Origin of the sequence: Hymenobacter siberiensis, assembly GCF_018967865.2 — a bacterium.
Lineage (GTDB): Bacteria > Bacteroidota > Bacteroidia > Cytophagales > Hymenobacteraceae > Hymenobacter > Hymenobacter siberiensis.
In genome coordinates, this window is record NZ_JAHLZY020000001.1 from 685,802 (window position 1) to 709,745 (window position 23,944).

General features: G+C 57.8%; 21 protein-coding genes. 12 read left to right on the top strand and 9 right to left on the bottom strand.

What is annotated here, in order from left to right; genetic code table 11:
- Positions 1-208 precede the first annotated feature (208 nt).
- The 3 genes from era to KQ659_RS02940 all read left to right on the top strand — a co-directional run bounded on the left by era (position 209) and on the right by KQ659_RS02940 (position 3,035).
- Positions 209-1,105, top strand: coding sequence for a GTPase Era (era, locus tag KQ659_RS02930; RefSeq protein ID WP_216678870.1), 897 nt, complete (start codon positions 209-211; stop codon positions 1,103-1,105).
- Positions 1,106-1,280: 175 nt separating this feature from the next.
- On the top strand, positions 1,281-2,609 hold the full coding sequence (der, locus tag KQ659_RS02935; protein ID WP_216678869.1) for a ribosome biogenesis GTPase Der: 1,329 nt from the start codon (positions 1,281-1,283) through the stop codon (positions 2,607-2,609).
- Between the two features lie 156 nt (positions 2,610-2,765).
- Positions 2,766-3,035, top strand: coding sequence for a hypothetical protein (locus tag KQ659_RS02940; RefSeq protein WP_216690315.1), 270 nt, complete (start codon positions 2,766-2,768; stop codon positions 3,033-3,035).
- A 69-nt stretch (positions 3,036-3,104) separates the two neighbouring features.
- Here the strand turns inward: KQ659_RS02940 and KQ659_RS02945 are convergent, their stop codons facing one another.
- The 4 genes from KQ659_RS02945 to KQ659_RS02960 form a co-directional block, all read right to left on the bottom strand.
- Positions 3,105-3,689, bottom strand: a complete 585-nt coding sequence (locus KQ659_RS02945) for a hypothetical protein (RefSeq protein WP_216690314.1) — start codon at positions 3,687-3,689, stop codon at positions 3,105-3,107.
- A gap of 106 nt (positions 3,690-3,795) precedes the next feature.
- Positions 3,796-4,596, bottom strand: a complete 801-nt coding sequence (gene murQ / locus KQ659_RS02950; protein WP_216690768.1) for an N-acetylmuramic acid 6-phosphate etherase — start codon at positions 4,594-4,596, stop codon at positions 3,796-3,798.
- A 77-nt stretch (positions 4,597-4,673) separates the two neighbouring features.
- Positions 4,674-4,919 carry a cytochrome b5 domain-containing protein gene (locus KQ659_RS02955; RefSeq protein ID WP_216678867.1) on the bottom strand — a complete coding sequence of 82 codons (246 nt, stop codon included), beginning with the start codon at positions 4,917-4,919 and terminating at the stop codon, positions 4,674-4,676.
- A gap of 64 nt (positions 4,920-4,983) precedes the next feature.
- The gene (locus KQ659_RS02960) at positions 4,984-6,141 is read right to left on the bottom strand and encodes a formimidoylglutamase (RefSeq protein ID WP_216678866.1); all 1,158 of its coding nucleotides are present in this window, start codon (positions 6,139-6,141) and stop codon (positions 4,984-4,986) included.
- 197 nt (positions 6,142-6,338) lie between these two features.
- On the opposite strand from KQ659_RS02960, the gene KQ659_RS02965 reads away from it, so the two are divergent.
- The 6 genes from KQ659_RS02965 to KQ659_RS02990 all read left to right on the top strand — a co-directional run bounded on the left by KQ659_RS02965 (position 6,339) and on the right by KQ659_RS02990 (position 15,314).
- Positions 6,339-8,117, top strand: a complete 1,779-nt coding sequence (locus tag KQ659_RS02965) for an AMP-dependent synthetase/ligase (RefSeq protein WP_216678865.1) — start codon at positions 6,339-6,341, stop codon at positions 8,115-8,117.
- A gap of 200 nt (positions 8,118-8,317) precedes the next feature.
- On the top strand, positions 8,318-8,803 hold the full coding sequence (locus tag KQ659_RS02970; RefSeq protein ID WP_216678864.1) for a MarR family winged helix-turn-helix transcriptional regulator: 486 nt from the start codon (positions 8,318-8,320) through the stop codon (positions 8,801-8,803).
- Positions 8,804-8,923: 120 nt separating this feature from the next.
- A complete protein-coding gene (locus tag KQ659_RS02975; RefSeq protein WP_216685375.1) occupies positions 8,924-11,332 on the top strand; it encodes a 3-hydroxyacyl-CoA dehydrogenase/enoyl-CoA hydratase family protein in 2,409 nt (802 codons plus the stop codon).
- Positions 11,333-11,541: 209 nt separating this feature from the next.
- Positions 11,542-12,729 carry an acetyl-CoA C-acyltransferase gene (locus tag KQ659_RS02980; RefSeq protein WP_216685374.1) on the top strand — a complete coding sequence of 396 codons (1,188 nt, stop codon included), beginning with the start codon at positions 11,542-11,544 and terminating at the stop codon, positions 12,727-12,729.
- 128 nt (positions 12,730-12,857) lie between these two features.
- Complete coding sequence (locus tag KQ659_RS02985; protein ID WP_216678861.1) at positions 12,858-13,310, top strand: hypothetical protein; 453 nt, start codon at positions 12,858-12,860, stop codon at positions 13,308-13,310.
- Between the two features lie 213 nt (positions 13,311-13,523).
- The gene (locus KQ659_RS02990; RefSeq protein ID WP_216685373.1) at positions 13,524-15,314 is read left to right on the top strand and encodes an acyl-CoA dehydrogenase family protein; all 1,791 of its coding nucleotides are present in this window, start codon (positions 13,524-13,526) and stop codon (positions 15,312-15,314) included.
- A 222-nt stretch (positions 15,315-15,536) separates the two neighbouring features.
- On the opposite strand, the gene KQ659_RS02995 is transcribed toward KQ659_RS02990, so the two are convergent.
- Positions 15,537-16,991: a hypothetical protein gene (locus KQ659_RS02995; protein ID WP_216690313.1), complete on the bottom strand. Its 1,455-nt coding sequence runs from the start codon at positions 16,989-16,991 to the stop codon at positions 15,537-15,539.
- A 361-nt stretch (positions 16,992-17,352) separates the two neighbouring features.
- On the opposite strand from KQ659_RS02995, the gene KQ659_RS03000 reads away from it, so the two are divergent.
- On the top strand, positions 17,353-17,580 hold the full coding sequence (locus KQ659_RS03000; protein WP_216690312.1) for a hypothetical protein: 228 nt from the start codon (positions 17,353-17,355) through the stop codon (positions 17,578-17,580).
- A 63-nt stretch (positions 17,581-17,643) separates the two neighbouring features.
- Here the strand turns inward: KQ659_RS03000 and recG are convergent, their stop codons facing one another.
- The 4 genes from recG to mutY all read right to left on the bottom strand — a co-directional run bounded on the left by recG (position 17,644) and on the right by mutY (position 22,253).
- Complete coding sequence (gene recG / locus KQ659_RS03005) at positions 17,644-19,740, bottom strand: ATP-dependent DNA helicase RecG (protein ID WP_216685370.1); 2,097 nt, start codon at positions 19,738-19,740, stop codon at positions 17,644-17,646.
- Positions 19,741-19,854: 114 nt separating this feature from the next.
- On the bottom strand, positions 19,855-20,439 hold the full coding sequence (gene gldD / locus KQ659_RS03010) for a gliding motility lipoprotein GldD (RefSeq protein ID WP_216685369.1): 585 nt from the start codon (positions 20,437-20,439) through the stop codon (positions 19,855-19,857).
- A gap of 157 nt (positions 20,440-20,596) precedes the next feature.
- Positions 20,597-21,031 (bottom strand): single-stranded DNA-binding protein, encoded by a 435-nt coding sequence (locus KQ659_RS03015; protein WP_216690311.1) that lies wholly within the window; start codon positions 21,029-21,031, stop codon positions 20,597-20,599.
- A gap of 139 nt (positions 21,032-21,170) precedes the next feature.
- A complete protein-coding gene (gene mutY, locus KQ659_RS03020; protein ID WP_226929808.1) occupies positions 21,171-22,253 on the bottom strand; it encodes an A/G-specific adenine glycosylase in 1,083 nt (360 codons plus the stop codon).
- Positions 22,254-22,410: 157 nt separating this feature from the next.
- On the opposite strand from mutY, the gene KQ659_RS03025 reads away from it, so the two are divergent.
- Positions 22,411-22,752, top strand: coding sequence for an HU family DNA-binding protein (locus KQ659_RS03025; RefSeq protein ID WP_317170162.1), 342 nt, complete (start codon positions 22,411-22,413; stop codon positions 22,750-22,752).
- A 134-nt stretch (positions 22,753-22,886) separates the two neighbouring features.
- Positions 22,887-23,807 carry a tetratricopeptide repeat protein gene (locus KQ659_RS03030; protein WP_216678854.1) on the top strand — a complete coding sequence of 307 codons (921 nt, stop codon included), beginning with the start codon at positions 22,887-22,889 and terminating at the stop codon, positions 23,805-23,807.
- Positions 23,808-23,944: the final 137 nt, after the last annotated feature.

Consider the following 23,944-nt stretch of genomic DNA (forward strand, 5'->3'; position numbering starts at 1 on the left):
GTACCGTGGATGTAGCGCGGACTTTTAGTCCGCGAGTGAACTGCTCAACTCGCGGACTAAAAGTCCGCACTACATTCATTCGTTCAGCAACCGGCTCACTCCAAACATGGTTTTGGTCACAGCAGCATAAGCCCGATTTCAGCCCTTTTCTAGCTTTTCCGCCCCGCAAGCCGTACCTTTGCGGCCCTGATTATCAAACCCATCCATCGTGAACCCCGAAACTAAACCCCATCGCGCCGGCTTTGTGAGCATCATTGGCAAACCCAATGTGGGCAAGTCCACGCTCATGAATGCGCTGGTGGGCGAGCGGCTCAGCATCGTCACGAGCAAGGCCCAGACCACGCGCCACCGCATTCTGGGTATCCTCAACGGCGATGATTTTCAGCTGATTTATTCCGACACGCCCGGCATTATTCAGCCCAAATACGAGCTGCACAACGCCATGATGTCGTTCGTGTACTCGTCGCTCGAAGATGCCGACGTGGTGCTCTTCGTAACCGACATCTACGAGAAGCACGACGAAGAGCCCGTAGTGGAGCGCCTGCGCAAAATGACGGACACGCCCATCATCCTGCTTGTCAACAAAATTGACCAGGCCAACCAGGAGGAAGTGGAGTCCAAGCTGGCCTACTGGAAAGAGCAACTGCCCAACGCCGCTGAAGTGCTGCCCATTTCGGCCCTCAACCATTTCGGCACCGACGGTGTGTTGCAGCTGGTGATGGAGCGCCTGCCCGTGCACCCGCCCTATTACCCCAAGGATGAGCTAACCGACAAGCCGGAGCGTTTTTTTGCCGCCGAAATGGTGCGCGAAAAAATCTTCAAGCTTTATAAAAAGGAGATTCCGTACAGCTGCGAGGTTGTTATCGAAGAGTTTAAGGAAGAGGAAGATATCATCCGCATTCGCGGCATTATCTACGTCGAGCGCAACTCCCAGAAAGGCATCGTCATCGGCCAGGGCGGCGTGGCGCTGAAGAAAGTAGGCACTTGGGCCCGCGAGGAAATGGAGAAGTTCTTCCAAAAGAAAGTCTTCCTGGAAATGTATGTAAAAGTGAACGAGAACTGGCGCACCGACGCGAAAGCGCTGAGCCGGTTTGGGTACCAGTAGCGAGATGGTGAGGTGTGAGAAGGTGAGTTGATGTTTTAACTGCGGCATTTGCGCGAGCGGAATATCAAACTCACCATCTCACACCTCACTACCTCACCATATTCCGACCATCTATAACTAACACACCCCGGGCACTGCCGAATCTAGGTCGGGTCGGCGGCTGGGGCCACATATCATGTCAAAGCAAAACACGGTCGCCATTGTAGGGCGGCCCAACGTGGGCAAATCCACGCTATTCAACCGCCTTGTAGGTCAGCGCAAGGCTATTATGGACAACGAGAGCGGCGTAACCCGCGACCGCCACTACGGCTACGGCGACTGGATTGGCAAGAACTTCACCGTGATTGACACGGGTGGCTACGTGCACAATTCGGAAGATATTTTCGAGGGCGAAATCAACAAGCAGGTGAAACTGGCCATCGAAGAGGCCGACGTTATCCTGTTTATGGTGGATGCCGAAGCCGGCGTGCACGGCCTCGACGAGGAGTTTGCGCACGTGCTGCGCCGCTACATCAGCAAAAAGCCCATCTATATGGTGGCCAATAAGGCCGATACTAACTTGCGCGCCAACGGCGTGGGCGAGTTCTACTCGTTGGGCCTGGGCGACGGCGAAATTTACGCCATCAGCAGCGCCAATGGCCACGGTACCGGCGAATTGCTGGATGCCGTAGTTGCCAACTTCGACGAGCCCGGTGAGGAAGAGCCGGAATCGGAAATTCCGCGCATTGCCGTGGTGGGCCGCCCCAACGTGGGCAAATCCAGCCTCGTGAACCTGCTGCTCGGCGAAGACCGCAGCATCGTAACCGAAATCGCCGGCACGACGCGGGATTCGATTTCGGCCCGCTACAACGCCTTTGGTAAGGAGTTTATCCTGGTTGATACGGCTGGCCTGCGCCGCAAGGCCAAGGTGAGCGAGGACGTGGAATTCTACGCCAACATGCGCAGCCTGCGCGCCTTGGAAGAGTGCGACGTCTGCATCGTGATGCTGGACGCCAGCCGTGGTATCGAAGCCCAGGACGTGAACATCATCACCCTGGCCGATAAAAACCGCAAAGGCATCGTGATTTTGGTGAACAAGTGGGACCTTGTGGAGAACAAGGAAACCAATACTTCTAAGGAGTTCGAGGCAAAAATCCTCGAAAAGATTGCGCCCATTGCCTACATCCCCATGGTGTTTATCTCGGTGCTGAACAAGCAGCGGGTGCACAAGGCCATTGAAACGGCCATTGAGGTGTATGGCAACAAGCGCCGTAAAATCCCGACCTCACAGCTGAACGACATCATGCTGAAGGAGATTGAGAAGTACGGCCCGCCCGCGCTCAAAGGCAAGATGATTCGCATCAAGTACGTGACGCAGCTGCCCACGCACAACCCGGTGTTTGCCTTCTTCGCCAACCTGCCGCAGTACGTGCAAACCAACTACGTGCGCTACCTCGAAAACCGGATGCGCGAGCATTTCGATTTCACGGGCGTGCCCATCGGCATCCTGTTTCGGAAGAAATAAGGAGGCAGGAATGTCCTCATAAATCCTTCATAATTTTTTTCGGCAGCGGGTTACCTTCTTTGAGAGTAGGTATAAAGCCACGAATTTGAAGCTAAGCTTCGGCTGGTGCTTCGAACGTTGCTTGAAAACCAACCACATTTTAAAACAAACCCCAAGATGAAAAAAGTATTGTTCCTCGCCCTGGCCCTCGGTTCGTTCACCTTCACTTCGTGCGACAGTAAGAAAGAAGAGGCTCAGGAGCAGGTTGGCGAAAACGTGAAAGACGCTGGCGAAGCCAAAGCTGACGCTATGGAAGACAAGGCTGACATGGTGCGTGACTCGGCTGATGCCAAAGGCGAAGCCATCCAGGACAACGCTGACAAAATGGACGCTGCTGGCACCACCACGACCACCACGACCACCACGACCGAAGAAGTTAAGAAGTAGTTTTAACTGCTTTACAACAAAAAGCCTCTCCGGCAACGGAGAGGCTTTTTTGCGTTTAGAGGAGTTGGACTACAGCTCGGTTTCGGGCAGGCCCAGCCGCCTGCTCAGCAGGTTATCCACTACTTCAAACAGGCGTCGTGGCTCGTAGGTGCGCCAAGGCAGGTCGTCGAGCTGGCCGCCGAAGTTGATGTAGTTGTCCACGTTGTACTGTTTCATTTCGCGCAGCACATGCTCCTGGAAATTGATGCCCGCAATCCAGCCATCTTCCACATCCTCGTACCATTCCTCGTAGTAGTCATCGTCGGAACCGTGGAAGTTGAACACGTTCTCGCCGATGAGAATGAACTTGCGGATGCCCTCGTGCACCAGAATATCGATGATATTCCGCTTGAGCTCCATGATGTCATTTTCAATGGCGTCGTTCCACTCGCCGATAAATTCGAGCACGGCAATGCCATCGTCATAGTCGGCAAAGAGGATTTTGAAGAACAGGGTGTCGGACCCCAGGCTGTCCCATTGCGGATGAATGTAGTATCCGTAAATCGTGTTGGTATAGGTCTCCAGACTGTTCTCGGTCTCGAAAAGTGGCGAACGAGGGTCTTCAGAGGCTGAGTATTGCTCAATCCAGTTGTAGTGCGGCTCGATGGTGTGCATGGGACGATGGAGCACATACTTTAGCTTGTGCCTCCCTAGAAACGCCAGAAATCCCGAATCGTTCGGATGAAAAAGTAAGGCCGTGAGGCACAAGCCGAAGCATGTGCTATGGCTGGACAGCTTCCAGCGCCGTGCGCACGCTGCCGTACTGTTTCAGCAGGGCTGCCGCCTCGGCCTGTGCAATGCCGAGCTCGTCCATCAGCATGCGCTCGCCCCGGTCCACCAGCTTCACGTTGGAGAGCTTCATGTCGACCATCTTGTTGCCCCGCACGTAGCCCAGGCGGATGAACGTGGCCGTGGTGAGCATGTTAAGCGCCATTTTCTGGGCCGAGCCGGCCTTGAGACGCGTGCTGCCGGTGATGAATTCCGGCCCCGTCACCACTTCCACCGGAAACTCGGCCGCCGCAGCTACCGCTGAGCCGGCGTTGCATACCACGCAACCCGTGGCCAGGCCCGCCGCCCGTGCCCGCGTTAGTCCACCAATGACGTAGGGCGTGCGGCCCGAGGCGGCAATGCCCACCAGCACATCTTTGGGGCCGATGTTGTGGGCCTGCAAGTCTTTCCAGGCCTGCTCGGCGTCGTCTTCCGCGCCTTCCACGGCCACCCGAATGGCGCCATCGCCACCCGCTATGATGCCCACCACCATCTCGGCCGGCACGCCAAACGTGGGTGGGCATTCCGAGGCATCCACCACGCCCAGCCGCCCGCTGGTGCCCGCCCCAATGTAGAACAGCCGGCCGCCCGCTCGTAGCCGGGCCACGGTGGCTTCTACCAGCCGCTCAAGCTGCGGCAGGGCTTTGGCCACGGTTTGGGGCACGGTTTGGTCGAGCTGGTTCATGCCGGCCAGCAGCTCGGCGGTGGGCAGGGTTTCGAGGTGGTCGAATTCGGAGGGTGCTTCGGTGGTCATCATGTCAGGTAAGCTTTAGCTGGCACCGCAGGGCCGTGGTGGTAAAGAAGAGATTGAGACAGACGGCAGGCTAAAGCTTACCGCACAAGCTGGCCCACAACGGGGAAGTTATCGAATACGTTGGCTGTGTGCGGCGCGTCTTTGTCCAGCTCGGCGGTGAGGTCCTGGCCGGCCCAGTGCTCGTAGTGATTGCCGCGCCGCCAGAGGCGCGAGCGGCTCACGTCATAAATCCGGCCTTGGTAAGCCACCCAGATTTCGTCGCGGTCCTGGCCATTGCGCAGGGCGAGCTGGTTTTTGGTGTAGGTGGGGAGGGGGGCAATCATACAAAAAGAATGTCATGCAGAGCGCAGCGAAGCATGACGTTCCGGGTAATAAGTCAAATAAAACCTAGCTCAGCAGCGCTTGCAACCGAATCCAGCGCTGCGGCAGGTCGCCCTGCGAGGCGTTCAGGTAGTCCTCATACGTGCAGGGTACCACGCGCTTGGTGGCATTGTCGCCGAGGCGCTCCACTTCCATCCACCATTTCTCGGCGCGGCGCGATTTGTAGAACACCAGCTTGTCGGGGTTGCCGGGCAGCACCACGGTGTAGGTGAGGAAGCGGAACGTGCCGAAACCGGTTTCGGGCCGGCGGTGGTAAAAGCCTTCCACGAAGTACCAGAGCATGCTGGCGATGGTGGCGGCAGCCAGGCCGTTGGCATCCACGTCGGCCCGGTAGCCGTAGATGCCGAAGGAGCTAAGCTGCTCGTTGTGGCCGGCGTACCAGCACAGCTGCGTGGCTTCCTCATTGCCCAGGCCGAAGGGGTTGGCTGGGTAGTAGCCCGGCGAGTCCTGCCAGCGAATGGCGGCAATATCCACGCTCATAAAATCGGCCTGGCGCACCAGCGGCTCGGCCAGGCGGCGGTCGGCGCGCACCTCGCCCACGCTCATGGTATCGAAATGGAGCTTTTCGAGGGCCACCATCACCTCGGGTGGGGTGAGGTACTGCTGGTGGCCGAGGTGGGCCAGGCTGAATACGATGTTGGGCTCGTGCACCAGCAGGCTGCGCAGGTGGCTCTCTTCGGCCGGGGTACCGGGGCCGGGCTCGGCCATGTCGGGCCGCGAGTCTACTATTGTGACATTGATGGTGCGGTCCTGCGCTTCGTAGGCCAGAAATTGACCGTAGTCCAAATCGTGGCTGCCTCCGAGTAGAATGGGCACCGTGTTTTCTTCGAGTAGCGCCCCGATAATCTCGCGCAGGCGCTGGTAAGTATCCTCCAGGGTGAGGCCGGGTCGCAGGTTGCCGAGGTCGACGAGGCGCAGCATGCCCGTGCCTTTTTGCAGCTGGTAGAAGCGCTGGCGCACTTCGTTGGGGCCGTGGCGGCGGGGACTGGGCGGTCCGGCCGCGCTGCCGCGCCACTCATCCAGCCCGATGATGGCTAGGTCGGCGGTGCGCCAGTCGGGGAATGTTTCGGTGAAGCGGGTGGCGTAGGCGGCCAGCGTGGTAGGCGCGGGCACGGCCTCGGTCAGCGTTTCCGGCAGCGGGTCAAAAAACAGGGCCAGATTCATTGGGAGCGGGAATGCTAGGGCTCAAAATTACACCGAAAAAAGCCGGATTTTGGGGCTTTTTGAGCGTTTTTGCGGCTCATTTGGTTTTAACGGGCAGCTGCAGCGCTGCAGAAGTGCGTGGCGCGGGGGGGCGCAGCCCCGAAAAAAGCGCTTTATTTAAGCTGAATTTCACGCAATACGCTTTATCCGCCCCACCCATGGACGTTCGTCGCGCCTTTGATATACTAGCCCACCAAATTGCCGAGTCGCCCAAATCCGATGCGCTGGCCTCTAAAATCAACGGAAACTGGGTGCCCATCAGCAGCCAGCAAATTCAGGACCAGGCCAACCTGGTTTCGCTCGGTCTCGTATCGCTCGGCCTCAAACGCGGCGACAAAGTAGCCATCATCAGCATGAACCGCCCGGAGTGGATGCTGGCCGATTTCGGCATCTCACAAATCGGGGCCATCAGCGTGCCGATGTACCCGAGCATCACCGTTGAGGACTACAAGTACATCTTTACCGACGCCGGCGTGCGGGCCGTATTCGTGGCCGACCAGAAGCTGTTCGACAAGGTGAAAGAAGCCACGGAGGGCCTCGACATCCCGGCTGAAAACGTCTTCACCTTCGATAAAATCGACGGTGCCCGCCACTTCGACGAACTGCTGGAAATTGGTAAAAAGGGCAACGCCGCTGCCCTGGAGCCTCTGAAAGCCGCCGTCGAGCCCGACGACCTCCTCACGCTCATCTACACTAGCGGCACCACTGGCAAGCCCAAGGGCGTGATGCTCACGCACGATAACATCCTGAGTAACTGCCGCAACTCGCAACGCTTCGTGCCGGTCACGAAGGACGATAAAGCGTTGAGTTTCTTGCCGCTCTGCCACATTTTCGAGCGTATGGTGACCTATCTGTACATGATAAACGGGGTGAGCATCTACTACGCCGAAAGCATGGACGTCATCGCCGACAACCTGCGCGAAGTGAAGCCTGATATTTTCACCACCGTGCCGCGCCTGCTCGAAAAGGTGTATGATAAAATCGTGCAAAAGGGCCATGAGCTCGAAGGCGTGAAGAAAAGCCTGTTCTTCTGGGCCCTGGAGCTGGGCCTGAAGTACGATACCCAGAAAGACCAGGGCTTCCTCTATAATACCCAGCTGGCGCTGGCCAATAAGCTCATTTTCAACAAGTGGCGCGAGGCGCTGGGCGGCAACCTGCGCTGCATCGTGAGTGGCGGCGGGGCCTTGCAGCCCCGTTTGGCCCGCGTGTTCTGGGCGGCCGGCATCCATGTGATGGAAGGCTACGGCCTCACCGAAACCTCGCCCGTGATTGCCGTGGGCGGCTACGAGCCCGAGAACAACATGATTGGGGCCGTGGGCCCGCTCATCGACAACATGCAGGTGAAAATTGCGGCCGACGGCGAGATTCTGACCAAATCAGCTTCGGTGATGAAGGGCTACTATAACCAGCCCGAGCTCACGGCCAAGGAATTCGACGAGGAAGGCTGGTTCCATACCGGCGACATCGGCGAGTTGGTGAACGGCAAGTTTCTGAAAATCACTGACCGGAAGAAGGAGATGTTCAAGACCTCGGGCGGCAAGTACATTGCCCCGCAGGTGCTCGAAGGCAAGTTCAAGGAAGACCCGCTCATCGAGCAGGCCATGGTGGTGGGGGCCGACCAGAAATTTGCCTCGGCGCTCGTCATTCCCTCCTTCTCCGACCTCAAGGGTTGGTGCAAGCGCAACGGCGTGCCCGATGCCTCGAACGAGGAATTGGTGAAAAACCCCAAGATAGTGGACCTCTACGAGGGGCTGGTGAAGAAATACAACCAGCGCTTTGCGCAGTGGGAGCAGGTGAAAAAAATCGCTCTCCTGCCCGAGCTCTGGACCGTGGAAAGTGGCGAAATGACTCCCACCATGAAGGTGAAGCGCAAGGTCATTACCGAAAACAATAAGGACATTATCGAAGGCCTGTATAACTCGGCCGGGGAGCGGTAGGGCAGGGGCGGTTAGGTCCGAAGAACGTCATGCTGAACGCAGTGAAGCACCTCTGCCAGGCAGGTATCCACTCAACCGGATTTCCTGCTGCGGTGGAGAAGCGGCAAGCAGTTCAGCGTGACGTTCTTTTTTATCGCATCGGGATATAGTATGCAAGCCTAACAAATTTTTCGTAAGTTTACCGCTCTTACCGCCCGCCCATGAAAGCCGAAGAAACCGTCGATTACAACATTAAAGTGGCCTGGCACGCGATTTCGCGCATGTACAACACTCAGGCTGCCCAAAATGATATCACCACGAGCATCGGCTTTGTGCTGCTGAACATCGACCAAGAGCGCGGCACACCGGCTACCAAAATCGCGCCGCTGCTGGGCCTCGAAACCCGCAGCCTTACCCGAATCCTGCGCAGCATGGAGGAAAAAGGCCTTGTCTATAAGCAGGCTGACTCCGTGGATAAACGCTCGGTCCGCATTTTCCTGACGGAACTGGGGCTGGAGAAAAAGGAGGTTTCGCGCCAGACGGTGAGGCACTTCAACCTGAAAATCCGGGAGAAAATCCCGCAGAGCCAGCTGGATGTGTTCTTTAAGGTGGCGGCTCAGATTACGGGTATGATTGAGGGTAAAACCCTTTTTGAAGACTTTACGCTGAAAGCATTGCGGGCTGAAACCCCCACCTCTTACAGCTAAGTATTTGTCATGCTGACGAAGGAAGCATCTTATCACGGCTGCTTTCGTCGGCGCTAGTAATCACAGCAGTGCGGACGTGACAAGATTCTTCGCTGCGCTCAGAATGACAGTCAAAATACTATGAATCGAACCATCAAAAAAGTTGCCGTGCTCGGCTCCGGCGTTATGGGCTCGCGCATTGCCTGCCACTTCGCCAATATCGGCGTGCAGGTGCTGTTGCTCGACATTGCGCCTAAAGAGCTGACGCCCGACGAGGAGAAAAAGGGCCTGAAACTGGAGGCCCCGGCCGTGCGCAACCGCATTGTGAATGCTGCGCTGCAGGCTGCAATCGTTGCCAACCCCTCGCCGCTCTACCGCAAGGCCGACGCCAGCCGCATCAAAATCGGCAACTTTGATGATAACCTCAAGGAAATTGCCGGCTGCGACTGGACGATTGAAGTCGTAATCGAGCGCCTCGACATCAAAAAAGGCCTTTATGAGCGGGTGGAGCAGTTCCGCAAGCCCGGCACGCTCATCACCAGCAACACCAGCGGCATCCCGATTCACCTGCTGGCCGAGGGCCGCTCCGAGGATTTCAAGCAGCATTTCGCCGGCACGCACTTCTTCAACCCGCCGCGTTATCTGAAGCTGCTGGAAATCATTCCCACGCCGGACACCAAGCCGGAAGTGCTGGATTTCCTGCAACACTACGGCGATTTGTACCTAGGCAAAACGGTGGTGCTGGCCAAGGACACCCCCGGCTTCATTGCCAACCGCGTGGGCGTTTTCGCCCTGCTCGATGCCATGCAGACCATGCAGAAGCTGGGCCTGACCGTGGAGGAAACCGACAAGCTGACTGGTCCAGTTATCGGCCACGCCAAGTCGGCTACCCTGCGCACGTCTGACGTGGTGGGCCTCGATACGACCATCAACGTGGCCAACGGCCTGGCCCAAGGCCTGCCGAACGACGAGGCCAAGGACGTATTCGTGTTGCCCGATTTCGTGCAGAAAATGGGCGAGAGCAAGTGGTTGGGCGACAAAACCGGCCAGGGCTTCTACAAGAAAGTGAAGGGTGAAGGCGGCAAGTCGGAAATCCACGCGCTCGACCTGAGCACGATGGAGTACAAGCCGAGCCAAAAGGTGAAATTCGCCACGCTGGAAATGACCAAAACCATCGAGAAGCTGGCCGACCGCTTCAAGGTGCTGGTGGCGGGCAAGGACAAGGCGGGCGAGTTCTACCGCCTGAGCTTTGGCAGCCTCTTCTCCTATGTGAGTAACCGCATCCCCGAGATTTCCGACGAGCTGTTCAAGCTGGACGACGCGCTGCGCGCCGGTTTCGGCTGGGAAATGGGCCCGTTTGAAACCTGGGACGCGCTGGGCGTGCAGGCCGGCCTCGACCTGGCCAAAGCTGCCGGCCGCACTCCCGCCCCGTGGGTGGAGGAGATGCTGGCCGCCGGTAATACTACCTTTTATAAGGTGACCGAAGCTGGCGTGCGCCAGTTCTATGACATCGCCTCGAAAAGCTACCAGTCGGTGCCAGGTGTGGAGAATTTCATCATTCTCGACAACCTGCGCGCCAGCGGTAAAGTGCTGTGGAAAAACTCCGGTGCCTCAGTTATCGACCTCGGCGACGGCATCCTGAACGTGGAATTCCACTCGAAGATGAACGCGCTGGGCCAGGACGTGATTCTGGGCCTGCTGAAAGGTGTGGAGATGGCTGAAGCCGGCTACCGCGGCCTCGTGGTGGGCAACGACGCGCCGAACTTCTCGGCCGGCGCCAACTTGGGCCTCGTGTATATGCAGGCCCTCGACCAGGATTTCGACGAGCTGAACATGATGATTCAGCAGTTCCAGCAGGCCATGATGCGGATGCGCTACAGCAGCATCCCGGTGGTGGGCACCCCGCACGGCCTCACGCTGGGCGGCGGCTGCGAGCTGAACCTGCACTGCGACCGTGTGGTAGCGGCGGCCGAATCCTACATCGGCCTCGTGGAATTCGGCGTGGGCCTGATTCCCGGTGGCGGCGGCACCAAGGAAATGACCCTGCGCACCGCCCTCAAGTACGAGGACGGCGAGCCGGAATTCAACCTGCTGCGCAACACCTACATGACCATCAGTACGGCCAAGGTTTCGACCTCCGCCGCTGAGGCCTTCGACCTAGGCTTCCTGCGCCGGGGCGACGAAGTGGTGCTGAACAGCAATCGCGTCATCGCCCAGGCTAAAGCCGCCGCCATCGATATGGCCGATGCCGGCTACACCCAGCCGCTGCAGAAAACCAACATCAAAGTGCACGGCAAAGGCGCGTTGGCCATGTTCAAGACCGGCGTGTACGCCATGCAGCAGGGCAACTACATCTCGACCCACGACCAGCTCATTGCCGATAAGCTGGCCTACGTGATGTGCGGCGGCGATTTGTCGTCGCCCACCGAAGTGAGCGAGCAGTACCTGCTGGATTTGGAGCGCGAGGCGTTCTTGAGCCTCTGCGGCGAGCGCAAGACGCTGGAACGGATTCAGAGCATTTTGACGACTGGTAAGCCACTGCGGAATTAACCTCACGAGTCACTTCACCCCCTAGCCCCCTCTCCCGCAGAGAGGGGGAACTAGTTTCTAATTCTAGTCTTAGACTTTCGGGTGAGTATCAAAATTTAGTCTTTAACTTTTTAAAAGTTAGTTAACTAGCGCTAGAAACTAGTCCTCTCTCTCCACGGGAGAGGGGGCTACGCCCCAAAGGGGTCTCGTGAGGTTAACGTCAGAACAACATGTCGAACAACACCGCATATATCGTAGCCGGCTACCGTACGGCCGTGGGCAAAGCCCCCCGCGGCGGTTTCCGCTTCACCCGGCCCGACGACCTCGCCGCCGCCGTCATCAAGCACCTCGTGGCCCAGGTGCCCGCCCTCGACCCTACGCGCATTGACGACGTTATCGTCGGCAACGCCGTGCCCGAGGCCGAACAGGGCCTACAAATGGGCCGCCTGATTTCGCTGCTGGCCCTGCCCATCAACGTGCCCGGCCTCATCGTGAACCGCTACTGCGGCTCCGGCGTGGAAACCATTGCCATGGCCGTGGGTAAAATCTCGGCCGGCATGGCCGACTGCATCATCGCGGGCGGCACCGAGAGCATGAGCATGGTGCCCACCGTGGGCTGGAAAACTGTGCCCAACTACAAGTTGGCGATGACTCATCCCGACTATTACATGGGCATGGGCCTCACCGCCGAAGCCGTGGCCAACGACTACAAAATCAGCCGCCAGGACCAGGACGAATTCTCGTACCAGTCGCACCAGAAGGCCATCAAAGCCATCGCGGCCGGCAAGTTTGCCAAGAGCATTGTGCCCGTGACGGTGGAGGAAACCTACGTGGACGCCGCCACCGGCAAGAAGAAAAACCGCTCCTACGTGGTGGATACCGACGAAGGCCCCCGCGCCGACACCTCGGTGGAAGCCCTGGCCCGCCTGCGCCCCGTGTTCGCTGCCAACGGCACCGTCACGGCCGGCAACTCTTCTCAAACCTCCGACGGCGCGGCCTTTGTGCTCGTGATGTCGGAGCGCATGGTGAAGGAGCTGAACCTGGAGCCCATCGCCCGCATGGTGAACTACGCCACCGAAGGCGTGGACCCGCGCATCATGGGCATGGGCCCCATCAAAGCCGTGCCGAAAGTCCTCAAGCAAGCCGGCCTGAAACTCGAAGACATCGACCTGTTTGAGCTGAACGAAGCCTTCGCCTCGCAGTCGCTGGCCGTGGTGCGCGAGCTCGGCATCGACCCCGAGAAGCTGAACGTGAACGGCGGCGCCATCGCCCTGGGCCACCCGCTGGGCTGCTCCGGTGCCAAGCTCAGCATCCAGCTCTTCGACGAGTTGCGCGAGCGCGGCAAGAAGTACGGCATGGTCACGGCCTGCGTGGGCGGCGGCCAGGGCGTCGCCGGCATCTACGAGTTGCTGAAGTAGCTTTTGATGCCGTTGCTATAAAGAACGTCATGCTGAATGCAGTGAAGCATCTCTACCGCAGTAGTAATCAATTCCGATTACAAGGAAGTGGGAGAGGTGCTTCATTGCTGTTTTGCTTATCGCTTCTGATGCTGAATATCGCAGAAGTAAAAGCACAATGCTTTGACTTTGCTGCGAATGAAGCTGTCAGAATTCCCGCTCCAGTCGAACTTCAAATCCGCCATTATATTGAATCGCATGATGGCATCAACCTCAAAATATTCGCAGGTCAGTACCAATACGTTCCCGTTTTCAACGTGATTAACCATTCACGGCGGCAGTTCACAGATGGTGTCTATTTATTCACTTGGGGCTCTCATGATTCCGGCCGGCTTTTTATTAATCGGAAGGGCAAAATTGTGATTCTAAGAAATGGGTCAGTAGCGGATATAATGACAGATTACACCAGCTTCTTGAAGCAGCACCAGTTACCTGAAGCGACACAAGTACGTTACTTGTCAGCCGTCGCAGCCTTTGTGCAGTTTCGGTACAAAGACCAGCAAATGCTTATCAAGAGCGGTGCTTTGATGGAATTGAAGTAAGAATCAACCCATACCAAGATGCTTCAGTTGCTCTCAATAAGGCATACTGGCTAAAACCTAAAACCCCCGCACATCCGGGGTTTTCCTTTTGCAAAGTAGTAGGCGTGCCTAACATATTTTTTGTATCTTGCAACACCAAACCGCTGGCCTCGTTGTTTCTTCAACTAGTAGGCACGCCTAACACTTTTCAACTCTACACCCACCCCAAACGTCATGGAAACCACGCAGCAAGCCAGCCTGAAGGGCGGCGAATTCATCATCAAGCCGACCGATGCCCAGAGCGTCTTCACGCCGGCTGACTTTACCGAGGAGCAGGTAATGATGCACCAGACCTGCATCGACTTTGTAGCTGCCGAGGTAACCCCGCTACTGGAGCGCCTCGACAACCACGAAGAGGGCCTCATGCGTGGCCTGATGCAGAAGGCAGGCGAGCTCGGGCTGTTCGGCGTGAGCATTCCGGAGCAGTTCGGCGGGCTGGACATGGACTTCACTACGGCCCTGCGCGTGACGGAGGGTGTGGGCGGCGGCCACTCGTTCCCGGTGGCGTTTGCGGCGCACACGGGCATCGCCATGCTGCCCATCCTGTACTTCGGCAACGATGAGCAGAAGGCCAAATACCTGCCCGGCCTCACCGATGGCAGCCTGATGGGTGCCTACTGCCTCACCGAGCCTGGTTCCGGCTCCGACGCCCTGGGTGCCAAAACCAAAGCCATTCTCAACACCGAAGGCACGCACTACGTCCTGAACGGCCAGAAAATGTGGATTACGAACGCCGGCTTTGCCGACGTATTTATCGTATTTGCCCAGATTGACGGCGACAAGTTCACCGGCTTCATCGTGGATAAAGACACGCCCGGCCTGACCCTCGGCAACGAGGAGCACAAGATGGGCATCAAAGGCAGCAGCACCCGTCAGGTGTTCCTGACTGATGCGCAGGTGCCGAAGGAGAACGTGCTGGGCGAGATTGGTAAAGGCCACCTCATCGCCTTCAACGTGCTGAACATCGGCCGCATTAAGCTGGCCGCCGCCTGCCTGGGCGCTGCCAAGGGTGCCGCCACCCAGAGCGTGAAATACGCCAACGAGCGGGTGCAGTTCAAGATGCCAATTTCGAAGTTTGGCGCGATTCGCTACAAGCTGGCGCAGCAGGCCATCCGCCTCTACGCCGTGGAATCGGCTATTTACCGCGCTGGTGCCGATATCTACCGCATGGAACAGCAGCTGCTGGCCGAAGGTAAAGGCACCAACGAGGCTCTGCTGGGTGCCGCCCGCGAGTTTGCCGTGGAGTGCGCCATTCTGAAAGTAGAAGGCTCGGAAGTGCTTGATTACGTGGTGGATGAAGGGGTGCAGATTTTCGGTGGCTACGGCTTCTCGGCCGACTACCCAATGGACCGCGCCTACCGGGATTCGCGTATTAACCGCATCTTCGAAGGCACCAACGAAATCAACCGCCTGCTGGCCGTTGATATGATTCTGAAGAAGGGCCTGAAAGGTGAAATCGACCTCATGGGCCCTGCTCAGGCTGTGCAGCAGGAGTTGATGAGCATCCCGAGCATGAGCCAGGACGAGGAAACCGGCCTGTTCAGCAAGGAGATGAAAACCCTCGCCAACCTGAAAAAGGTCATCCTGATGGTAGCCGGCTCGGCCGTGCAGAAGTTCACCGCTACCCTCGCCAAGGAGCAGGAGCTGCTGATGAACATCGCCGACATGTCCATCAAGGTGTACATTGCCGAGAGCACCATCCTCCGCGTAGAGAAAGAAGCTTCCGTGAAGGGCGAAGAGGCAATGTCGGTTGAAGCCGATATCGCCCGCGTGTACTTGGCCGACGCCGTGGACCTCGTGGAAAAGGCGGCTAAGGATGCCATCGGCAGCATGGCTGAGGGCGACGAGCAGCGCCTGCTACTCATGGGCCTCAAGCGCTTCACCAAAACCGAACTCATCAATGTGAAAGAGTCGCGCCGCCGCATCGCCGCTAAGCTGATTACGGCCAACGAGTACGCCGTCTAGACCACGGAGTAGCTCGGATTTTAACGAATTTGGCTACGCTGACTTTTAGTTTACGGATTTTGTGGATGGCGAAAAGGGCCGCTCCCAATTGGGGGCGGCCCTTTTATGTAGCGCGGACGTTTAGTCCGCGAGTGGAGACAATGAGTTTGACTCATTCAAAAAGGGCCGTCCCTGGGTTCAGGAACGGCCCTTTTTATTGTGGCTGCGGACTAAAAGTCTGCGCTACTTCACCACGATTTTATCCAACTGCAACGCGGCCGACTTCTTGCTCGGCCGGCTCACGCCGATGATGGTTTTCTCATTGAGCCAAGCCGTGAAATCCTTCACGTAGGCCAGCTGCTGGTCGTCGGCCACGTTCAGTTTCAGGCGCTCGGGCGCGCTCACTACGCCGGTCTGGGCATTCACCCGCCGCAGGTACAGGTCCGATTTCTTGTTGATATTTTCCAGCGTGAGTAGCTGCACCATGCCGCCAAATACGGCGGCTCGGAAGCCAATGCCGGTGTACGAATCCACGGCCGGGGCCACCTGGTCTTTGGCCACGATGCTGTGCCAGGTAGGCGCGCCAAACTCATTATAGCCAAACACATGCAGCTCGCGGGCGTGCACCGGGGCCTCGCTACCGCCTTCCTCGTAGTGCTTTTCGGCCACTACTATCAGCTGCTTTTCCGGCGTCAGCAGCAGTTCGCCTAAGTAGATGTCGTCCAGGCGTTTCACATCGACCCCGCTGGCCTTGCTCACTTCCGTCAGGTAGGCGGGCGTGAAGCGGAACTCCGGCGAAAACTTCATGTCGCCGTTGCCACTGAAATCGTACTTCACTACTTTCAGGCTGTAGTATTCGCCGGTTTGGTAGTCGGCGCACAGCGCGGCGGCATACAGGCTGCCATCGTTCAGCACCGTGAATCGGGCGTCGCGCACCGTTACGGCCCGGCCGCCAAACACGCCACCCACCGGCACGCCCAGCACCTTAATCTCGGTAGAAGGCCCGGCCGGATAGCGGCGCACCGTCAGTTTCTTCATGCCCTCGCTGATGAGCGTCACATACTGCGTGCCATCGTTGGCAACGTGCACGGCTGGCGAGAAAAAGTCGCTCAACGTTCGGAAATCATACGTTTTTTCCTCCAGCTGCGCCAGGTTCTGGTCGAATAGCGTGGCCGCAATGCTCTTCACCTGCTGGTTGCTGGTGAGGTAGCGGAAAGCCAGCAGCCGGCCGCCATCGGGCGAGATGCTCACGCCGGGGCGGCGGTCGCGGGCGGGGGCGCTCATCACCATTTTAGCCGCGCCCTTCTGGCCGCTTTGCAGGCTTACGGGCACCACGGTCAGGTTCTGGCTGTCGCCGTCCTTATGGTGGAGCACTACCAGGGCCTGTTGCGAGCCACGCCCAAAAGCTTCCAGCGTCTCGCTCGGCCCCACCGGGATGGTAGTGCTCCACTGCTTTTTGAGGTCGATATCGTAGCGCTCCACCGCGTAGCCGCCCGCACTCTGGTGGGCCAGAATGATAAAGCCCGAGCCATCGGCCAGGGCCAACGTCTTGTGCGGCACGCGCATGTCGTAGCGGTCGGTACCCTGCTCGGGTAGGTAGCTGAAGGGGGCCGACTTTGTCTTCTGAGCCACGGCCGATACCGCATTGCCCAGCAGGGCTCCGCTCATCAAACCGATTATTACTGCGCGCTGCAACATAAAAATTTGACGTTTTGGAAACATAAGGAAAGTGGATTTCAACGGTCTGGTGTGCCCAAAAGTACCTGCTTTTGAGCTTTGACTTTACTTTTTAGCAGTTAAGTCCTGTGCCAAGAGGGGGAGCGGCTAACAAAAACGTATTCCAAGCATAACACTCCCGCAGTCACTTTCGTACAGGAACACCGTTTACTTCGTGTCAGCTTTCAAGGTTCAATCGGGAACGATTGGCGGCCTTCGATACCCGGCTGGGCTTCAACTCGTAACCGCTCAACTTGGTCGAGCTATTTGACTTTTTAAATGTATTTTTTGAACTAACTCCAGTTTCACTGTACCTTTGCACCCGCAATTATCTACTATCCTTATGAAGTCATTACTCAAGTTCACCCTGTTATCGGCCCTCATTATTGGCGGCAGGCTCGTTAAAGAGTCGGCTCCGGCCACTGTAGCCCAAACAGTTGAACCCACTGCCAAATCCAGCTCCTCGGTTGTTTTGGTTCATCAGGTGCTCACTTCCGAGCCCGTCCGGTCTATCCGACAGCAAGCCCAGCCGCAGCAGAGCGGTAGCGGACTCATTGCTGAGATGTTCTAGCCAGAATAAAAAAACGACTTTTTTTAAAGTCGTTTTTTTTTGCTCTGCCGCCAGCACAAACCGCTAGCTAATCCGGCTCCAGTTCACGGCCGTGGCCGGCAGACTTTCGATGTGGTGGCGGATGTTGGCGTTTTCTGGATTGGCCAGGTTAGGGTCTTCGCTTAGCAGCGCCTGGGCCGCCGCCCGGCTCTCGCTCAGGATGCGGCCATCCTTGGCCAGGTCGGCAATCAATAAGTCCAGCACGCCGCTTTGCTGGGTGCCCATCAGGTCGCCGGGGCCGCGCAGCTTCAGGTCGATATCGGCAATCTCAAAGCCGTTACTGGTGCGTACCATCGTTTCGAGGCGGGTGCGAGCATCTTTGCTCAGCTTGAAGCCGCTCATCAGGATGCAGTAGCTTTGGTCGGCTCCGCGGCCCACGCGGCCCCGCAGCTGGTGCAGCTGCGAAAGCCCGAACCGTTCGGCGCTCTCAATCACCATCACCGAGGCGTTGGGTACGTTCACGCCTACCTCAATCACGGTGGTGGCCACCATTATCTGGGTTTCCTTCTTGATGAAGCGCTGCATCTCGTAGTCCTTTTCCTCGGCTTTCATGCGCCCGTGCACGATGCTGATTTGCATCTCCGGAAAGGCCCGGCTCACGCTCTCGTAGCCATCGGTCAGGTCCTTGTAGTCCATCGTTTCCGATTCCTCAATCAGCGGGTACACGATGTATACCTGCCGCCCGATTTTCACCTGGTCGCGGATGAATTCGAACACCTTCAGGCGGTTGGCATCGAACCGGTGCACCGTCACGATGGGCTTGCGGCCGGCGGGCAGCTCGTCAATTACGCTCACGTCGAGGTCGCCATACAGCGTCATGGCCAGCGTGCGCGGGATGGGCGTGGCCGTCATCACCAGCACGTGCGGGATGATGTGCGGGTTTTTCTGCCACAGCTTCGAGCGCTGCGCCACGCCAAAGCGGTGCTGCTCGTCCATAATCGTCAGGCCCAGGTTGCGGAACTGCACCACGTCCTCCAGCAGGGCGTGGGTGCCCACCAGCATGTGCATGCTGCCATCGCGCAGGGCCTCGTGCAGCACGCGGCGCTCGGCGGTGCGGGTGCTGCCCGTGAGCTTGCCAATGCGGATGCCCAGCGCGTCGGCGTACACCTTTAAACCGGTGTAGTGCTGGTCGGCCAGAATCTCGGTGGGAGCCATGATGCAGCTTTGCGCGCCGTTGTCGGTCGCCATCAGCATGGCGATGAAGGCCACGATGGTTTTGCCCGAGCCCACGTCGCCCTGCAATAGCCGGTTCATCTGCTGGCCGGTGCAGAAGTCCTTGTAAATGTCGTGGATAACGCGTTTCTGCGCTCCCGTCAAATCAAATGCGAGGTGGTTTTTATAAAAATCCACCAGCGTCGGCACCTGATTGAAAATCTGGCCCGCCAGGGTCACCTTGCGCTGGTCGCGCTGCCGCAGCAGCTTGAGCTGCACATAAAATAGCTCCTCAAACTTGAGCCGGAACTGCGCCGCCGCCAGCAATTCCGCGCTCTGTGGAAAGTGAATCTGCTGCATGGCCTGCGCCTTGCCCATCAGCCCATACCGCTCAATGAGCGCCGGCGACAACGACTCCGTGATGTGCGGCTGCGCCAGCCGCAGCAGCTCGGCCACCATCCGCATAATGGCTTTGCTATCAACGCGGTGGTAGTTCTTGAGCTTCTCTGAGGTATTGTATACCGGCTGCAGAAAGCTCTGGCCCGGCTTGGCTTCGGTCACTTCTTCCAGTTCCGGGTGCGCCATCTGTGGCCGCCCGTTGAACATTGTCGGCTTGCCGAAAACGATGTATTCCTGGTTGTTGCGCGTGTATTGCTGCACCCATTTCACCCCCTTGAACCACACCAGCTCCAGTTCACCGGTGCCGTCGCCCACTTTGGCGGTGAGTCGCTGCTTGGGCCCTTCGCCCACCAGCTCCTTGCCGCGCAGCATACCGCGCACCTGCACGTAGGGCAGGTCGTCGTTCAGGTCGGCCACCTTGTACACCTGCGTCCGGTCGAGGTACCGGAACGGGTAGCGCTGAATCAGGTCGCCATAAGTAAACAGGCCCAGCTCTTTGCCCAGCAGTTGGGCCCGCTGGAGGCTGCCCACCGAACGCAGAAATTCGAGCCGGGTATTGAAAAAACTCATTTAACAATTATCATTTATCATCCAACATTCTCTATCAATCAAGGCCCTGCTTCAGCTACATCCTAGCTGTCTGCCAGAACTGTTAACTGTTAATTGATAACTGTTAATTGAAAGTTATTTATAGCGTAATGTGTTCAGCATCCGAACTATGTCCGTCTTCACGTACTCAATCACCGGGGCCAGTGAGTCATTGGCCGTGGCCGTGCGGAAGTACAGCGCGCCCCGGAAAAAGTGCTTGGTGCTGTCGGTGGTATAAAACTGAAACTGGCTCGGTACCTCACCCTGCAACTCAAATACCGAGGCCCGCATCCCGCTCGGCGTCTTCAAAATCCGCTCATCAATAGCCGTAGCCTTGATTTCGTGCTTGCCCGTGAGCTTGCGCGCATCCTCCATCATCTTGTTGTAGAGGCGGCGGTCGCGCTGCACGTCCATGTACGTAATCTGCACGTTGGCGTGCAGCTTGGGGTAGTACACGTTCAGCCAGTGCGGCTGCGCCATATACGACGAATCCCGCTTAATCACGGCCTGCGTCGAATATTCGAACTCGTAGGGGTGGCCGGCGGGCAGCATCCGGTAGCGGTGCGCTGGCAGGTCAATGCGGTTGTATCCCTTGGGCTTGGGCGTAAAATCCGGGGCCGACGAGCAGCCCGCCAGCAGCCCCAGCCCAGTGAGCACCGGCAATATTGAAAGACATTTCATGCAAGAAGCGGCCCCGGCCCTAAAACAGCCCAGCCTTCATAGTTTCAAAGGTAACTGCCACCGCAACGAAAAAAGCCCCAGCGCAGTGCCAGGGCTTCATCTCAATCACTGCGCGGGACAGTTGCAGCCACAGGCCGTGCAGGCCCCCATCGGGCAGTCAGAAGGGCAGCTGGTCCAGCTCCGGCTCCTGCCGGAAGCTGTGTTGCGGTTCTGCCACGCCCGCGCCATTGGCCTCATTGGCCGCCGGAGCAGCACCTTGCGGCCGACCGCCCAGCATCGAAATCTCATCGGCGATGATTTCAGTGATGTAGCGCGTCTGCTGGTCCTTGTCCTGGTACTGGCGGGTGCGCAGCTTGCCTTCTATGTACACTTGCTGGCCCTTTTTGAGGTATTTGTCAGCCATTTCGGCCAGGCCGCGCCACGCCGAAATGTTGTGCCACTCGGTCCGCTCCACGCGGTTGCCTTGCTTATCCTTGTAATAGTCGTTGGTGGCGAGGGTGAAGTGAGCCACGCTCACACCGCCTTCCAAATGGCGCACTTCGGGGTCTTTGCCCAGGTTGCCTACCAAAATCACCTTGTTCACTCCGGCCATATTATTGCACGTTAGGAAATACAGAATTGAAAAAGCCACCCGGCCTTTTCTGTCTCAAAGATAAGAAATTAAATTTGCCACGCAATACTTTTTGCTAAAAATAAAGGCTGAAAAATCTAATTAAATTAGGCAGGCCCGCTCAAAGGTTTTGGTCACAATAGTTAGCAATCAACTTCGGCTTAGGCAGCGCCTCAATCTCCGCCGGCGAGTAGGCCCGCAAGCTCAAATCGCGTAACGCGGCCTCCTGCAGCGGCTCGGCCAGCGCCATTGGGTGGAAGCGGACCTCCAGCTTCTGGTGGCTCAATACGTGGCGATACGTCGCGCTGGGCTCGGCCGCCTGGCTGGTATCCAGGTTCGCGCCCAGGGCATGCAGGTGGCGCTGGAGCTCGGCGGTAGGCAGCTCCGGCACGGCGGTTTCGGCCAGCGCAAAGTCATACAGGCCCTGCCAGATGTCTTTCTCACGGCGCTCGCGCAGGTACGTTTGCTCGCCGTGGCGCAGCACAAAGTAATGGAAGTAGCGCGTGCGCGAGGCCTTCGCCTTGCTTTTCACCGGCAGCAGCGCCACCTGCCCATGCTGAAACGCCCAGCAGCTGAGCTGCATCGGGCAAAACAGGCAGTCGGGCTTGGCTGGAGTGCACTGAATGGCCCCGAATTCCATAATGGCCTGGTTGAAGTCGGCCGGTGTGCTGGCGGGGATGTGCTGGTCGGCCACGGCCTGGAATTCTTTGCGCGAGCTGGGCGCGGCAATATCGGAGTGAAGTCCAAAAACGCGGGCCAGCACCCGGTACACATTTCCATCGAGCACGGCCACGGCTTCATCGAAGGCAAACGACGCGATAGCGGCGGCCGTATAGGGCCCCACGCCACGCAATTTCAGCAATTCGGCGTAGGTGCCGGGAAACTTTCCAGCATATTCGGCCACCACCTGCTGGGCGGTGCGGTGCATGTTGCGGGCCCGGGAATAGTAGCCCAAACCCTGCCAGTAGCGCAGTACTTCGGCCTCGGGCGCGGCGGCCATGTCCTGCACGGTGGGGTAGGCCGCCAGGAAGGTTTGGTAGTAGGGAAGGCCTTGCGCCACACGGGTTTGCTGTAGAATAATCTCCGATAGCCAGATGGCGTACGGGTCGCGGGTGTGGCGCCAAGGCAGGTCGCGCTGGTGGCGCGGGTACCAGGCCAGTAGGGCAGAGGCCAGGAAGGAAGGCTGAGAGGTTTTTGCGGTCAAAATTTTGAAAGCGAATAATTTGGGCCAACACCTAGTTTAGAAGGGTTGATTGGTAAAACGAAAAAATGGGGTTACCTTTGTGGCCCCAATTCAAGGGCGAACCGCTTACCGGGCAAGGGCTTACGCTGGAATTTGGGACTATTTTGCCTAAAACTGTATTTTTTTCAACCACTCTAAGTACCATACCAACGTGACTAAAGCTGAGGTAATCGCCGAAATCTCCACGAAGACCGGCATCGAGAAAGCTGATGTATTGATGACTGTTGAAGCCTTCTTCAAAGTCGTGAAAGATTCGATGACCGAGGGCAACAACATTTATGTACGCGGCTTCGGCTCGTTCGTAAATAAGAAGCGCGCTCGTAAAGTAGCCCGCAACATCTCGAAAAACACGTCCCTCATCATCGAGGAGCACTACATCCCGAGCTTTAAGCCTTCGAAAACCTTCGTGGCTAAGATTAAGAACAGCAAGAAGGTGAAAGCCGTTGCGGCCAAAGCCTAATTATGTTTGTTATTGTTTAGGAAACAGGCAGGGGGATTAACTCCCTGCAGGTTTTCTAACAACGATGAATTACCGGCCGCGCCGCCGGTGTCTTTTCCGTAAGGGAAAGCCCGGCGGCCGGCTTTTTTCAGCTAATGGCTACTACTCGCACCGCTCCGCATCAATTGGTCCTCGTCGCTGCCGCGCTCGCGCTGGTTGGCGGCTTATACGTGTTGCCCAAAGGCATCATGAAGCCAAAGGAGAGCAAATCGGAGATGAGCAAGGACGCTGCTGCCACGGCCAACCGTGACGGCGGGGGCATGGCTACCAACGGCTCCAAACCCGAAGCCTCGTCTGGCCCGGTACCCGCCACCGCTACCGAGAACAAAGGCCCCGATGCCGCCCCGCACACCACCACCAGCACTGCCCAACGGCAGGAGCTGGCGCGGTTGCTGGGCGAGTACCAGGCTGCTGCCACACCCGATGCCAAAGCCACGGTGGCTACCACCCTGGCCCGCCGCTACAACGACGTGGAGCGTTTCGACAGCGCTGGCTACTACCTGGAGCAGGTGGCCCAGGCCAAACCCAGTGCCCAGCACTGGCAGCAGGCCGCCGATGCCTACTTCCAGGCGTTTAGCTTTGCGGCTACCGACGAGCGGGTGAAACTGCTCGGCGGCAAGGCGCGGGAGCTCTACACCAAGGTGTTGAAGGACCAACCCGGTAACCTCGATGCCAAAACCAACCTCGGCATGGCCTACATGGCCTCCGAAAACCCCGTGCAGGGCGTAACGTTGCTGCGCGAAGTGCTGGAAGCCGACCCCCGCAACGAGAAAGCCCTGTATAACATGGGAATACTCGCGGTGCAAAGCAACCAGTACGACAAAGCCGTGAAGCGTTTCCAGGATTTGGTGAAAGTCAATCCAAAAAATGTGAACGGACAATTCTACCTCGGCGTAACTTTGGCCCGTACAGGCGCTAAGGAAGAAGCCAAACAGGCCTTCCTTGCCGCCAAAAGCCTCAGCAACGACCCCGCGCTGGCCGCTTCGGTAGAAGAGGAAATCGCCAAATTGAAATAGCTACGACACAACCAATCACCAACTTAACCCCCAAGCATCATGCCCTGCGGTAAAAAAAGAAAGCGTCATAAGATTGCCACTCACAAGCGCAAGAAGCGCCTGCGCAAGAACCGCCACAAGAAGAAGTAAGCCTCACG